13 protein-coding genes are annotated in these 13,261 nt (G+C 73.4%); 6 read left to right on the forward strand and 7 right to left on the reverse strand.

Annotated elements, in window-relative coordinates; translation table 11 throughout:
* Window positions 1-23: 23 nt before the first annotated feature.
* From CHC11_RS05435 to CHC11_RS05445, 3 genes are read left to right on the forward strand one after another with little or no spacing between them, the layout of a single operon-like run.
* Window positions 24-1,511 (forward strand): phytoene desaturase family protein, encoded by a 1,488-nt coding sequence (locus CHC11_RS05435; RefSeq protein WP_089310493.1) that lies wholly within the window; start codon window positions 24-26, stop codon window positions 1,509-1,511.
* Window positions 1,508-2,413 carry a phytoene/squalene synthase family protein gene (locus CHC11_RS05440; protein ID WP_089310494.1) on the forward strand — a complete coding sequence of 302 codons (906 nt, stop codon included), beginning with the start codon at window positions 1,508-1,510 and terminating at the stop codon, window positions 2,411-2,413. The genes CHC11_RS05435 and CHC11_RS05440 overlap by 4 nt, the downstream gene beginning before the upstream one ends.
* A 1-nt stretch (window position 2,414) precedes the next feature.
* The gene (locus CHC11_RS05445) at window positions 2,415-3,353 is read left to right on the forward strand and encodes a phosphate acyltransferase (RefSeq protein ID WP_089310495.1); all 939 of its coding nucleotides are present in this window, start codon (window positions 2,415-2,417) and stop codon (window positions 3,351-3,353) included.
* Here CHC11_RS05445 and CHC11_RS05450 read toward each other — a convergent pair.
* A complete protein-coding gene (locus CHC11_RS05450) occupies window positions 3,347-4,108 on the reverse strand; it encodes a spheroidene monooxygenase (protein ID WP_245918768.1) in 762 nt (253 codons plus the stop codon). The two genes, CHC11_RS05445 and CHC11_RS05450, sit on opposite strands and share 7 nt — an antisense overlap.
* 12 nt (window positions 4,109-4,120) lie before the next feature.
* Between CHC11_RS05450 and CHC11_RS05455 the strand changes: the two genes are divergently transcribed.
* Window positions 4,121-4,726, forward strand: coding sequence for a glycerol-3-phosphate acyltransferase (locus CHC11_RS05455; RefSeq protein WP_245918769.1), 606 nt, complete (start codon window positions 4,121-4,123; stop codon window positions 4,724-4,726).
* Here the strand turns inward: CHC11_RS05455 and CHC11_RS05460 are convergent.
* Genes CHC11_RS05460 through CHC11_RS05475 form a run of 4 tightly spaced genes read right to left on the reverse strand, consistent with a single transcriptional unit; the run spans window position 4,677 to window position 8,370 of the window.
* Window positions 4,677-5,819 carry a glycosyltransferase family 2 protein gene (locus CHC11_RS05460; protein ID WP_089310496.1) on the reverse strand — a complete coding sequence of 381 codons (1,143 nt, stop codon included), beginning with the start codon at window positions 5,817-5,819 and terminating at the stop codon, window positions 4,677-4,679. The two genes, CHC11_RS05455 and CHC11_RS05460, sit on opposite strands and share 50 nt — an antisense overlap.
* Before the next feature lie 13 nt (window positions 5,820-5,832).
* Complete coding sequence (locus CHC11_RS05465; protein ID WP_179278697.1) at window positions 5,833-7,302, reverse strand: phytoene desaturase family protein; 1,470 nt, start codon at window positions 7,300-7,302, stop codon at window positions 5,833-5,835.
* Window positions 7,290-8,138 carry a carotenoid biosynthesis protein gene (locus tag CHC11_RS05470; protein ID WP_245918772.1) on the reverse strand — a complete coding sequence of 283 codons (849 nt, stop codon included), beginning with the start codon at window positions 8,136-8,138 and terminating at the stop codon, window positions 7,290-7,292. Before CHC11_RS05470 ends, CHC11_RS05465 begins: the two co-directional genes overlap by 13 nt.
* Window positions 8,139-8,190: 52 nt before the next feature.
* Window positions 8,191-8,370 (reverse strand): hypothetical protein, encoded by a 180-nt coding sequence (locus tag CHC11_RS05475; protein ID WP_179278698.1) that lies wholly within the window; start codon window positions 8,368-8,370, stop codon window positions 8,191-8,193.
* 538 nt (window positions 8,371-8,908) lie between these two features.
* Between CHC11_RS05475 and CHC11_RS05480 the strand changes: the two genes are divergently transcribed.
* Together CHC11_RS05480 and CHC11_RS41095 are read left to right on the forward strand one after the other, a co-directional pair.
* Window positions 8,909-9,952: a hypothetical protein gene (locus tag CHC11_RS05480; protein ID WP_089310497.1), complete on the forward strand. Its 1,044-nt coding sequence runs from the start codon at window positions 8,909-8,911 to the stop codon at window positions 9,950-9,952.
* Window positions 9,953-10,505: 553 nt separating this feature from the next.
* Complete coding sequence (locus CHC11_RS41095) at window positions 10,506-10,682, forward strand: hypothetical protein (RefSeq protein WP_179278699.1); 177 nt, start codon at window positions 10,506-10,508, stop codon at window positions 10,680-10,682.
* A gap of 72 nt (window positions 10,683-10,754) precedes the next feature.
* On the opposite strand, the gene CHC11_RS05485 is transcribed toward CHC11_RS41095, so the two are convergent.
* Together CHC11_RS05485 and CHC11_RS05490 are read right to left on the reverse strand one after the other, a co-directional pair.
* Window positions 10,755-12,332 carry a carbohydrate-binding protein gene (locus CHC11_RS05485; RefSeq protein ID WP_089310498.1) on the reverse strand — a complete coding sequence of 526 codons (1,578 nt, stop codon included), beginning with the start codon at window positions 12,330-12,332 and terminating at the stop codon, window positions 10,755-10,757.
* 411 nt (window positions 12,333-12,743) lie between these two features.
* Window positions 12,744-13,136: a hypothetical protein gene (locus tag CHC11_RS05490; protein WP_143226936.1), complete on the reverse strand. Its 393-nt coding sequence runs from the start codon at window positions 13,134-13,136 to the stop codon at window positions 12,744-12,746.
* Window positions 13,137-13,261 lie beyond the last annotated feature (125 nt).

Raw genomic sequence — 13,261 nt, forward strand, 5'->3', positions numbered from 1 at the left:
GTACTGAGGGGAGGGCGGGGCTGATGGGAGGGCGGGGCCCGGTCGTCGTGATCGGGGCGGGTCTCGGCGGCCTGTCCGCCGCGATCCACCTGGCGGCGCGGGGCCGCGAGGTGGTGCTGGTCGAGGCCCGGGACGTGCCGGGCGGCTGCTGCGGGACCGTGCACACCGGCCACGGCGGGCGCGGCGGCGAGTACCGGTTCGACACCGGCCCTTCGGTGCTGACCATGCCGGAGGTCCTCGCCGAGACGTTCGGCGCGGCGGGCGCGGACCTGGAGAGCGTGCTGCCGCTGCGGCGCCTGGACCCGTTCTACCGACTGGCGTTCCACGACGGGTCCCGGCTGGACGTGGTGGGCGGCGCCGAGCGGATGGCCGCCAACGTCCGGGCGCTGTGCGGCCCGGCCGAGGCGGCGCGTTACCTGCGGTTCCGGCGGCGGCTCGGGGAGATGTTCGAGGCGGAGTGGTCGTCGTTCATCGACGCCGACATGACCCGGCTGCGCGGCATGGCGCGGCCCGCCGCGCTGCTCAGGCTGGCGGCGGCGGGCGGGTTCCGGCGCCTGGACCGCTTCGTGGCCGGGCACCTGACCGACGAACGGCTCGTCAGGGCCCACACCTTCCAGGCGCTGTACGTGGGGCTGCCTCCGCACAGGGCGCTGGCGATCTACGCCGTCGTCGCGCACATGGACACCGTCGGGGGCGTCTACTTCCCGTCCCGGGGCGGCATGCACGCCGTGCCGCAGGCGCTGGCTGCGGTCGCGGAGAAGGCCGGCGCCTCGATCAGGTACGGCGTCCGCGCCGAACGGGTCGAGACCGGCGCGGACGGGGTGGCGGCGGTCCGGCTGGACACCGGGGAGCGGCTCGCCGCGAGCAGCGTCGTGGTCGCCTGCGACCTGCCGCGGGCGCACGCCGGGCTGCTCCCGGAGGGGGCCGGCGACTGGCGCCTGCGCAGACCGCGCTACTCGCCCTCCTGCCTGGTCATGCACTTCGGGCTCGACCGGCGGCTGCCCGGCCAGTCCCACCACACCCTGCACTTCGGCCGCGAGTGGGGCGCCGCCCTCTCCGCGCTGGCGGCCGGACGTCCGCAGCCGGACCCGAGCCTGCTCGTGACGTATCCCGAATCCGACCACACCGCCGCGCCCGCCGGGCACTCGACCCTGAGCGTCCTGGAGCCCGCGCCCAACCTGGCGGGCGGGGCCGACTGGGGCCGCCTCGCCCCGCGACTGGAAGACCGCCTGCTGGGCCGTCTGGCCGACCTCGGGTACGGCGACCTGTCGGCGGCGCCCAGGGAGACGTTCGACCCGCCGGCGTGGGCGCGCCTCGGCCACTCGGCGGGCACGCCCTTCGCCCTCGACCACCGCTTCCGGCAGACGGCGTGGTTCCGCCCGTCGGGCCGGAGCCGCCGCGTTCCGGGGCTGCACTTCGCCGGGATGTACACCGCGCCGGGCGTGGGGGTCCCGCCCGCGCTGATCTCCGGGAGGCTGGCCGCCGCCCGGATCCTGGAGGGCGCCCGATGACGCTGACCGCGAGCTACGAGCACTGCCGCCACCTGAACGCCCGGCACGGGCGCTCCTTCTACCTGGCGACGCTGCTGCTGCCCACGTGGAAACGCCGGCACGTGCACGCCCTGTACGGGTTCGCCCGCCACGTCGACGACATCGTCGACGAGTACAGGGCCACCGGCGCGGAGGGACGGGCCGCGGCGCTGGACCAGGTCAGGGGACGGCTCGACGCGGCACTGGCCGGCGAGCACGTCCGGGACCCGGTACTGCCCGCGTTCGTGCACACCGTGCGCTCGTTCGGCGTCGAGCACGAGGACATCGACGCGTTCCTGGAGTCGATGCGCGCCGACCTGACCGTCACCCGGTACGCGACCTACGACGACCTGCTGGCCTACATGGAGGGGTCGGCCGCGGCCATCGGCCTGATGATGCTGCCCGTCCTGGAGACCCTGCCCGGCGCCGGACGGACCGCGCGCGAGCCCGCCCGGGAGCTCGGCCGGGCTTTCCAGCTGACCAACTTCCTCCGCGACGTGGCCGAGGATCTCGGCCGGGGCCGCGTGTACCTCCCGACGAACGACCTGAAGAGGTTCGGCGTGACCGAGGCCGACCTGGCCGCCGGCGCGTGCACGCCCGGCATCCGCGAACTGGTGGCCTTCGAGGCCGGCCGTGCGCGGGAGCACTACGGCCGCGCGCTGGAGGGGGTGAAGCTGCTGGTGCCGTCCTCGCGCCCCTGCATCCGCGCGGCGCACGAGCTGTACGGCGGGATCCTGAACGAGATCGAGGCGGCCGGCCACGACGTGCTGGCCGCGCGGGCGCGGGTGCCCCGCCGCCGGCGCGCCGTGATCTACGCGCGGCACCTGCTGGCGGCGTCGGCCGCGGGCCGGGCCGAGCGGCGGATTCCCGCCGGGATGGTCTGACATGGGGGAGACGGGCGGCACGGCGCGGGTCGTGCTGGACGCGATGGGCGGCGACCACGGGCCCGCCGAGACGGTCCCGGGCGCGCTGGCGGCACACCGCGAGCACGGGGTCCCCGTCCTGCTGGTGGGACGGGCCGACGAGGTCGACGAGGAGCTGCGGCGGCACGGCGGCGTCGGCGAGCTGGAGGTGCAGCACGCCGACGACGTGATCCCCATGGCCGAGCGGGGCTCGAACGCCGCGTTCCAGTCGAAGTCCAGCCTGATGGTGGGCTGCGAGCTGGCGCGGCGCGAGGGGGCGGCGTTCGTGTCGGCCGGGTCCACCGGCGCGGTGGTGACCTGCGCGGTCCGCGCCTTCGGGCGGCGCGAGGGCGTGCTGCGCCCGGCGCTGGCCGTGGCGCTGCCCGCGGTGTCGGGCTTCACCGTCCTGGTCGACGCGGGCGGCACCGCCGACCCGTCGGCGGAGATGGTGGCGCAGTTCGCGACGCTCGGCACCGGGTACGCGCGGAGCGTCCTCGGCGTGGCCGATCCGTCGGTGGGGCTGCTGTCCATCGCGGCGGAGCCGGGCAAGGGAAACCGGCTCGTCCGGGACGCGGCGCTGCTGCTGCCGGAGATGCCGGTGCGCTTCCACGGCAACGTCGAGGGCCACGACGTGCTGGCCGGAACCGTCGATGTGGTCGTGACCGACGGGTTCACCGGGAACGTCGTGCTGAAGAACATCGAGGGCTGCGTCCGCACGACGCTCGGCCTCGTCGCCCGCGCCGGAACCGTCGACGCCGGGCCGCTGGAGGCGGTCGCGCGGCTGTACGCGGCCGACACCCACGGGGGCGCCGCCCTGCTGGGCCTCACCGGGACGGTCGTCGTGGCGCACGGCTCGTCGAGCGCGGCGGCCGTCGCCCGCGCCTGCGTGGTGGCACGCGGCCTGGCCGCGGAGGGTCAGTGAGCCGCGGGGCCGGTGCCGTGGGCGGCTCCGTCCCGGTCGCCGGGGCGCAGCGGGTCGCGGCCGTTCCAGGTGCCCTCGCTGCCGAACGGAACGAAGCGGGCGAAAAGCTCCTCGCTGTACCAGCCTTCACGGCGGACCCGGCTGATGACGGCGCGGTGGGCGCCGCCCTGGTAGGCGTAGCGGCGGACGGCCGCCTCGTCCCGCCACAGCGAGAACGTCGCCTGCCGGGCGAGCGGCCACTCACCGATCCCGACCGAGGCGAGGCAGCCGTCCTGGCCGCGCAGCAGGCGGTCCACGTCCGGTACGGAACGGTAGAACGCCACCAGCCGTCCCGGACGGATCGACGCCCTGGTCAGCACGGCCACCGGCCCGGGCGGCGGAGGGTGTGCCGCCGCTCCGGCGAGCGGATCGGCCCCTCCCCAGCCGCCCCGGGACGCCACCGGCGCGAGCCGCACATGCCAGGACTCCTCGGCCTCGTCCCGCCACCGCGCCCCGATCGGCGAACGCGCGAGGAAGCGCTCCAGCGCCGGTTCGCCGTCCCACACCGCGAACAGGGCCCAGCGGCGCAGGTCGGCGCCGAGGCTCATGGACCGGCCCCGGCCCGTCCCGAGCAGCCGCCAGAACCGCAGGCCGCCGGTGCCGCGCAGCACCGGACGGTCGAACGCCATGTACCGCATGGCGTCCACTCCCGCGTACCTGACGAGGTGGAACGAGGCGATGACTTCCGTACCCGTGGCGGTGCCTTCCGTGTTCATGCGATGGTTCCCGTGTTCACAGCGGTGATTCCCGTGCTCGCGGCGGTCATCGGCGGCTACCTGCTGGGCTCGGTGCCGGTCGCGGTGCTCGTCGGCCGCGCCCACGGCCTCGATCCGCGCGACGTCGGCGACCGCAACCCCGGCTTCTGGAACGTCATGGAGCAGCTCGGCCGGAAGGCCTCCGTGCCCGTCTTCGCCGGCGACATGCTCAAGGGGACGGCGGCCGGGCTGCTCGGCCTGCTGGTGAGCGGGGCCGAGACGGGCCGGTTCGGCTCGGTGGCCGGGGCGAGCGTCCTGCCGGTGTACGCGGCGGTCGGCGCGGCGATGGCCGGCCACGCCTGGCCGGTGTTCGCCGGGCGGCGGGGCGGTCGCTCGATCCTGACCTTCGCGGGCGGGTTCGCGGTGATCTGCCCGGCGGCGTTCGCGCTCGGCCTCGTCCTGCTCCTCGCGGGGAGTCTCGTCTTCTCGTTCGCGTGGGGCGCCCGCCTCTCGGTGTTCTCGCTGCCGGTGCTGCAGCTGTTCTTCGCGCCGGTCGAGCAGGTCGCCGGGACCGGGGCGCTGATGTGCCTCATCGGGCTGCGTTTCGGACAGGCGGCGCTGGCGGGGCGGCGGGCCTGACCACCGCCGGGCCGTAGTCCCGGCCGCGCCAGGTGCGCGTCGGCAGCAGCGCCGACCAGGTGAGCCGGACGGCCGTCGCCACGTCCAGGAACGGGGACGCGGCGAGGCCGGGGCCCGGACGCGCGTAACTGCCGCGCAGCGCCGTCACGAGGAGGAGCCGCTGCGCCAGCAGGCCGAGGTCGAGCGGCGTCGGCCGTCCCGCCGCGAGCCGCAGGACGGGGAGCGCGGCGGTCAGCCAGACCACGGCCAGGTCGCCCGCCAGGTGGGCCGCGGGGGTGACGTCCCGCAGCGCGATGGACCGTCCCCATTCGTGCCACACGCCGGCGGCGGAGGTGTGCATGTCCACCTCCAGCAGCGGGCCCGCGTCCACGAACGCGACCCGCCAGCCGTCGCGGGCGAGCAGCCTTCCGAGCGCCACGTCGTCGGTGAGATGGTGCCTGACCCGCGCGAACCCGTCGGCCTCGTCCATCCGCGCCTTGCGGAAGGCCATGCACTGGCCGGTGACGAGCAGCCGCTCCACGGACGCCCCCGGCCCCGCCTGCGCCGTCGTCGAGCCGATAGGCCCGAAGCGGTAGACGAGCGTGGCCAGCAGCGAAGCGTGCAGCGCCTGCTCCACCGCGTTGTCGCAGATGAAGCGGGGTCCCGCGCTCACCAGGTCGTGGGCGTCCAGGAGCGCCGCCAGTCGCGCGCAGAGGCCCGCCTTGGGACGCATGTCGGCGTCCAGCAGGACCACGATCGGGCCGGTCGCGGCCTGCACGCCCTGGTGCAGGGCCCACTGCTTGCCGATCCACCCGTCCGGCAGCGGCGCGCCGGGGACGACGGTGGCGCCCAGCCGCCCGGCCAGCCGCGCGGTGCCGTCGCGGGACTCGTCGTCCACGACGATGACCTCGCCCACGGCCGGGTCGGCGAGCAGCGGCGCCAGGCACTTCTCGATCCGGGACTCCTCGTCGCGGGCGGGGATCACCACGGACACCCGCTCGGACGGCGGTCCCGCCGCCCCCGGCCCCAGCGGCGCGGGACGGCGGCGCCCCCGGGCGAGCCGCGCCGCGACGACCCCGGCGGCGGCCGCCTGGAGGACGGTCAGCGGCCTCATCGCGCTTCCGGCCTCATGGTGTTTCGTTTGTTTCGCGGGACGGGGTGCCGCGTGCGCCGCCGAAGTCCTGGTTCACGAGGGAGGCGACGATCCGTCCGCCCATCGCGACGAGCGGGAGGCCGCCGCCCGGATGCGCCGACCCGCCCACCAGGTAGAGGCCGCGCCGCGGGCCGCGGTTGCCCGGTCGGCGGAACGGAGCGAGACGTCCCTGGTAGGCGGTGCCGTAGATGGCCCCGCCCCAGGCGCCGTACCGGTCGCGCAGGTCGGCGGGCGTGAACATGTCCACGAACCGGAGCCGTCCCGAGAGGTCGTGCCCGCGTTTCGCCAGCCGCTCCAGCACCATGTCCCGGTACGACTCGCGGGACATCGGCCACCGGCCGGGATCGCGCGCCGGGACGTTCACCAGCATCACCCAGTTCTCGGCCCCGCCCGGGGCCTGCGTCGGGTCGTCCACCGCCGAGCAGCCGATGTGGACGGTCGGGTCGTCCGGCGGCACCTTCCGGTGGAAGATGTCGTCGAACTCCTTCCGGTAGTCCGCCGAGAAGACGACGGAGTGGTGCGGCAGGTCCTCGGTCCGGCCGTCCACCCCCGCGAGCAGCAGAAGCGCCGACGACGACAGGCCGAGCCCGGCGAGCCTGCGCAGCCGGCGCCGGTCGGGCAGCAGCCAGCCGTACAGCGCCGCGGCATCGGCGTTGACGATCACGGCGTCGGCGCTCACCCGCTCCCCCGACGCCAGCACCACGCCCGAGACCGCCGACCGGCCGGCGGCCACTTCCACCACCTCGGTCCCCGTGTGCACCTCGACGCCCGCGGCGGTCAGGAGCCGGGCGAGGGCGTCGGCGATCCGCGGCAGGCCGCCCGCGACGTACCAGCCGCCGTCCCCGTGCTCGATGGCCGGCACGCAGCCGAGGGCGGCCGGCGCCTGGTACGGGCTCGACCCCGCGTACGTCGCGTACCGGCCGACGTACTGGCGCATCCGCGGATCGTCGAAGAAGCGCCGCGCCAGGCCGTCCAGCGTCCGGCCCGGCGCGACCGAGAACAGGTCGCCGATCCGGGGCCGTTCGGGAGGACGGCCCAGCGGCCCGGCGAAGAACGTCCGCTCCGAGGCCGCGTAGCACTCCCGCGCCCAGCCGTAGAAGGACCGCCAGGCCGCGCCCTGCCCGGGGCTCAGGCGGTCGACCTCCTGCTCCATCCGGCCGGGGCCGCGGAACGCGCGCAGCCGCGACCCGTCGGCGAAGCGGTACCGGCACAGCTCGTCCAGTTCCACCAGCGGGACGTCCACGCCGAGTTCCCGGAACAGGCGCGGCATGGTCAGCAGGGACGGGCCGAGCGAGAACGCGAACCCGTCCCGCTCGTGCTCCGCCAGCTTCCCGCCGAGCCGGTCCAGCCGCTCGTAGAGCCGGACCTCGTGGCCCCCGCGCGCCAGCCGCAGCGCGGCGGTCATCCCGCCGACCCCGCCGCCGACCACGATCACTTCCGCCATGCGCGCCTCCATGCCGGGACGGCGAACGCCCCCATCGCCACCCCGCCCGCCGCCGCGACCAGCGGGTCCCGCGGCTCGAACACCGCCGCGAACGCCAGCGTCTCCATGCCCGCCATCACCGAGTACAGCGTGACGAGCCCCCGGGAGGGGCCGGGCTCCGAGGACGGGCCGTACCCCCGAGCCGACCCGTGCCACCAAACCGGGCCGTGCCTCCAAGCCGGAACGGCGGCGTCCTCCCGTCCCACGATCAGATCTATCGCCAGCATGACCAGGAAGGACACCACCAGCCATCCGGCGAAGTTGCTGAGCGGCACGCCGCGGTAGGGGCCGCCGTCCGCCCACGTCCACAGGCCGAGCCGCAGCATCTGCGGGTCCAGGAACAGGTCCCACGCCGTCAGCGCCGCGGCCCCGGCCGCCCACCGCGCGAACCGATTCCCCGGCGCGATCGCGGTCGCGACGGCGTGCGCGGCCAGGCCCATGCCGCCCCACGCCGCCGCCACGATGACCGGCACGCCGCCGGCCTGCGGCCGCAGCACCGAGGTGTAGGAGTACTCCCCGAACGGCAGCCCCGTGCGGATGCCGGCCCATTCGGCCGCGTACCCGATGGCCACCGTCGCGGCGAAGGCCCCGGCCGCCCGGCCGGGGCCCCGCCGGTCGGCGAGGAACGCCACGGCGCTGGCGGACAGCAGCACCACGACGACGCTCGTCAGCCGGATCGGCTCAGGTCTCAGCCCGGACGCGACCTGGGCCGCCACCATCGCGGCCAGCAGCCCGGCGCCGAGCAGTCCGAGGGGTCGCGACACCCGCGCGTCCCAGCCGAGCCGCGTTCTGCGCACAAAGCCCACACGACCACTTCGTACCGAGGCGCCTCACCGGATGCATCGATCGTCAGGCCGCGGCCCGGACGCGCGGCAGCAGCAGCCCCGCCACGGCGATGAGCAGGCCCAGACCGGCCGCCATGAGGAAGACCCGGTCGTAACCGGCGGCGAGGGCGGCGGTCGTGGCCGGCGCGCCGGGCGCCGCCTGCGTCCGCGCGGTGGCCGCCGTCGCGAGCACCGCCAGGCCCACAGCACCGCCCGCCTGAGCGGCGGTGTTGGCCAGCCCGCCGATGACCCCCGCGTCGCGCCGCCTTGAAAGGGTGGGTTGGTGTTATCTCACGTCTGGGTAGGCGTCCAGGGGGGCCTGGATGGGGCACAAGGGATGAAGCGGGCACCGTGGAGGTGCCGAGAGCACGGGTGAGCTTACCGACGGTGCGGGCGGGTTCATTTCGGACGAGAGTGACCTCCGGACGACGGTTGTTATCTGCCCGCCTCCAGGTCGGCTTCGGACACGGGTGGAAGCGCTGCGTGATCAAAGCTCACCGTCTGGACGGTGCACTGGGCGAACAGTTGGGGTGGCGGAGCGGTCGAGGGGCTCCCAGTCGGAGTTCGGCATTACGGGCCGCTTACTCGACCTGGTCTTTCGGGGATGTCGACTGAGCGTGCGTGATCCCGGGCGCGTCTTGTCTGGTCACGATTACGCCCGGGTGGGTGGCCGTGGCCGGTTGCCTCGGTACTGTAGATCAAGAAGGAGCACAAACAAGATTCCCTAATCGAGGAGTTCTCGCATGTCCGAGATCACCACCACCAAGGCGCCTTTCAACACCGACGCTCCGGCACGTGCGACCAGGATCTCTTTCCTGAACCACCTGAGGGCTCGCTTGGTCTTCGACAAGCACGACTACGACCGCTACGTCGACGCCCGCAAGGCCGGTGCCACCCACGCGGAGGTGCTGGAGGCTCGCGCCGACGGCGTGCCCCTGTGGGACTACACCAAGGCCCGCAAGGCCGGTGCCACCCACGCGGAGGTGCTGGAGGCTCGCGCCGATGGTGCCGACGTCGGGCACTACGCCATGGCGCGAATCGCCGGTGCCGCCCACGCGGAGGCACTGGAGGCTCACGCCCGCGGCGTCAACGTGGCGTTGTACGCCGGCGCGCGGGGCCTGGCCGACATCCTCAGTTGGCGGGGGGCCTCAGAGTGCGACAGCGCTTCCCACGCGGAGGCGTTGGAGGCACACGCTCACGGCATCGACCTGAAGCGCTACGCCAAAGCGCGGCAGGAACACCACGCCTCCCACGAGGCCGTTCTGTTCGGCCACGCCAGCGGGATCGACGTGGCCGACTACGCCCACGCGCTGAAGGCCGGCGCCACCCACGCGGAGGTGCTGGAAATCCAGGCCGAGGGCATCGTCCTGCGCTGCTACGCCGAGGCGCGCGGCAACAGCGCGTCTCACGCGGAGGTGCTGGAGGCGCACGCCAATGGCATCAAGGTGTGGGACTACCGGTCCGCGAGGGCTCGGGTCGCCACGCACGCGCAGGTGCTGGAGGTGCACGCCATCGGCATCGACGTGGGTCAGTACGCGTCCGTGCTGCCTCACGCCACGCACGCGGAGGTGCTGGACGCCCACGCCAAGGACGTCGACCTGGACGAGTACCGGGACGTGCGCAGCTACGAGGGCTTCCGGTCGCACGAGGAAGCCCTGGAGGTCTGCCTCGCGGGCATCCCCTGGGAGAGGTACGTCTCCGCAACGCGCGCGCTTTACCCCGCCTCTCACGCCGAGGTGGTCAAAGCGCTCCTGGACTCCCCCGACCGCGAGGATTGGGAAGACTGACGGAGCCCATCCTGGCTCGGCCGTACCCCCACCCACCGTCTTCGAGGCGGAGGGTGTGTGCTCAACGATCGCGCGTGCCCCAGGGCACGCGCGAGGAACTGCACCAGGCCGGCCTGCCCCTCGTCGGGCGGGCCGGTTTCCCTTTCAGCAGCCGGCTGCTGCGCGTGGCCGCTACTGCCTCTTCCGTCCCTGCTGAGTTCGACGGTACGGGGAGTCCGGAGGTGATGGCGCCGGGGACTGGGAACCGGGGGGCTGGTGAATCCAGCCAGACGGTCTGCTCTTCGGCCGTCACCGAAAGCCGAACCGCATCGGACCAAGGCCCGCCGGAATCAAGCCACCACTCGTAGGCCCGCTGAAGCTCGTCCAAGAGCCGGGCGCGGCCCGTGGTGGCGAACAAGACCAGGGACTGTTTGGTCGTGGATACACGGGCGTAGCCGAGTTCGAGTCCGCCCCGAAGATGATCGCTGCCGGTTCCCACCCTCGGATCGTACCGAAATCGGTTCCGTACGGCTCTTCTGGAACACCTCTTGTGGAACGGCTTCCGGAACGGGCAGTGTCCGTCGGTGTCCGATTCTCCGGTGCGGCCCTGGCGGAACGGGTCAAGGAACTGTGGTGCGCCCTGGCGGAGGAGACCGTGACCGGCCTGCCCGAGCAGACCGTGGCGGACCTGCCCGGCGTGCTCGGCACCCTGACCGCCAACGTCGACACCCGGCGCCCACGCGCCCGATGACACCCGCCGGCCGTGATGCGCCGCCCCGGCCTCCCCCCGGCGTAACGCCGGGGGGAGGCCGGGTTCATGCCGTCACGGGTTCTGGGTCCTCCCTCCGAAAGTCACGACGAGGCGGCCGTCGGACGCGAAGGACCAGCCGAGCCCGCCCGCGTAGGAGGAGCACCGGGAGCCGTTCGAACCGGACCAGAACTGGTTGGACCCATCGGCGTCGCCGACGACCTTGTCGTTCGATCCGTCCACGCCGAACCGGCACGAGGTGTTGTTCCGGAACACCGAGGTGCCCGCGTCGAACGAGAAGTTGCGCTCGCTGTTGTCGATGCTGACGTTGTCCGACACGGTCATCGGGCCGGGGTTCCTGTTGTAGGTGAACCCGTGGTGGCCGTTGTCGTAGGCGATGTCGCGCCGGACGATGTGCTTGACCGCGATGTCCTCGCCGCCGAGCTTGTAGCCGTTGCGGTCGCCGTTCCCGGCCTGGCCGCCGTTGGAGAGCGTGCCGTTGCCGTAGGAGAGGGAGTCCTCGATGGTCACCGGGCCGATGGCGCCGGTGTCGCTCTTGGTGTAGAGGTCCCAGCCGTCGTCGATGTTGTTGTGGGAGACGTCGTAGCGGAAGACGTTGCCGGAGCCGATGGTGAGCTTCGCGGCGAAGCCGTCGGCGTCCTCCCCGTCGGAGTCGGCGTTGTCGTGCGACTCCGCGCTCACCACGAGGTTGTCGGCCGGCCACTGGTCGCGCGGCGTGTCGGAGGCGACCCGGGAGATCTGCAGTCCGGAGTCGCGGTTGAAGCGGGTCACCGTGCGCTCGATGACATTGCCGCTGCCGCCCACGAAGATCCCGTTGTCGCCGGCGTGCTCGACGACGACGCCGCGGACGTGCCAGTACGACCCGTTCACGGCGAGGCCGCGGTTGGCGGGGTCCTCGCTCATGGCGGCGAAGTTCAGCACCGGGGTCTCGCCGGGATAGGCGAACAGCTCCGTGGGATCGCCCTGCGCGCCGTTCCGGCCCTGCGGGATGGCGACCGTCTGCGAGTAGCGGTAGGTCCCGCCGCGCAGGTAGATCGTCCCGCCGGAGGCGATGCGCCCGATCGCGGAGGTGAGGGTGGTCGGGTCCGACTGCGTCCCGGCCGCGCCGTCGCTGCCGTTCGGGGCCGCGTACAGCGTGTCGCCGCCGGTGGGCGGCGGGGTGTCCCCCGTGTCGGCCTCGACGTAGTCGATGTTCGGCAGTCCCTCGGCGCCGGTGGGGGTGAACCGGATCGTGTTGGCGCCCGCGCTCACCGGCACCGTGATCGTCTTGGTGGCCCAGGCGTCCCACGAGGCGGTCCCCTCGAACGACACCCCCGGGACGGCCGCGCCGTTCACCGCGACGTCCGTGGCCCGCGCGGCGGAGGTGCCGTTGGCGAAGCGGACCCGCAGCGTCGCGTTGCCGGCCACCGGAGCGTTCACCGTTAACTGCGCGTAGGCGCCGGCCCGATTGGTGCCGTTGCAGAATCCGCTGCCGGAGTAGCCGCTGTGGTCGGAGTCGATGGTGCCGGTGCACACCGCGGGGGAGGTCTCGGCCTCGTAGCGGGTGGTGGCGGCATGCGCGGCGGCGCCGGGCAGGGCGACGAGCGCACCGGCCAGCAGGCCGCCGCACGCGATGAGTGGTCTCAGCTGCATCGTCGTTCTCCAGTCGAATATCTGAGCAGGGTCGAGAATTGCGCGGCGACCGAGGTGGCCGCCACCCATCGATCGTTCACGAATTACCGCGGGAGGCGGGGGCGAGCGAGCCCATGACGAAGGAATGGGGCACACAGGAAAGACGCCTTTCTGTCGCGATCGCGGCCGCTGCCATGGGGCCGCTCATCGAGGTGGGAGCGGATGGACGATCGATTCACGACCGTCCTCAGAAAGCGCTTTCTAACACATTAAATCCGCACCGCGAAGACGTCAACAGGACTGCAAGTGTTTCATAACATCGCCCTGGAACCATGCGTCACTAAACACAGGAGAATCCACAAACGCCCGGAACGCAAAGTGCCATAGCACCGAAACTTCGCCGGTCGAATTAACGGCCGCTCGACCTCGGTACTACTGGCGCGGATCGCCGCGGACGATCTCGGCGAGCCAGGCGAAGGCCGCTTCCTGCATGGCGCGGTCGAAGCGGTGCGGGGCGTCGAAGAACAGGCCGGTGTAGCGGCCGGGCGCGTCCCGGTAGGTGTCCGCGATCTGGCGATGGGCCCGGCGCATGCCGGTCACGGGGAAGAGCGGATCCGCGGCGGCGTAGAGGACCATCCGCGGAGCCGGGGCACGTGCGGCCACCACGCCGGGCCAGTCCGCCAGCCGGGTCAGCCCCGGCGGAAACAGCATCCAGGAGTGGGCCGCCACGTGCTCCGCACGAAGGTCACGGAACGAGGAAACGGCCGCGGCCATCACCACCGCGCACACACCGGAGCCGAGCGCCCCCAGAACAGCGGCCCGCACCCCGCCCGCCGAAAGCCCGATCGCGGAGACACAGGCCGCACCTGACAAGGAGGCCACGTCTGACGCAGCCCTGTCCGAGCCAGAGGCGCTGTCTGCGACAGAAGCCGGGCCTGGGGCGGAGGCCA

Origin of the sequence: Actinomadura mexicana (assembly GCF_900188105.1) — a bacterium.
In the GTDB taxonomy this organism is placed as follows: domain Bacteria; phylum Actinomycetota; class Actinomycetes; order Streptosporangiales; family Streptosporangiaceae; genus Spirillospora; species Spirillospora mexicana.

Bases quoted from the DNA above. Each gene is read 5' to 3' on its own strand.
- CHC11_RS05435 (WP_089310493.1), top strand. From the start codon at position 24: ATGGGAGGGCGGGGCCCGGTCGTCGTGATCGGGGCGGGTCTCGGCGGC.
- CHC11_RS05440 (WP_089310494.1), top strand. From the start codon at position 1,508: ATGACGCTGACCGCGAGCTACGAGCACTGCCGCCACCTGAACGCCCGG.
- CHC11_RS05445 (WP_089310495.1), top strand. From the start codon at position 2,415: ATGGGGGAGACGGGCGGCACGGCGCGGGTCGTGCTGGACGCGATGGGC.
- CHC11_RS05450 (WP_245918768.1), bottom strand. From the start codon at position 4,108: ATGAACACGGAAGGCACCGCCACGGGTACGGAAGTCATCGCCTCGTTC.
- CHC11_RS05460 (WP_089310496.1), bottom strand. From the start codon at position 5,819: ATGAGGCCGCTGACCGTCCTCCAGGCGGCCGCCGCCGGGGTCGTCGCG.
- CHC11_RS05465 (WP_179278697.1), bottom strand. From the start codon at position 7,302: ATGGCGGAAGTGATCGTGGTCGGCGGCGGGGTCGGCGGGATGACCGCC.
- CHC11_RS05480 (WP_089310497.1), top strand. From the start codon at position 8,909: ATGTCCGAGATCACCACCACCAAGGCGCCTTTCAACACCGACGCTCCG.
- CHC11_RS05485 (WP_089310498.1), bottom strand. From the start codon at position 12,332: ATGCAGCTGAGACCACTCATCGCGTGCGGCGGCCTGCTGGCCGGTGCG.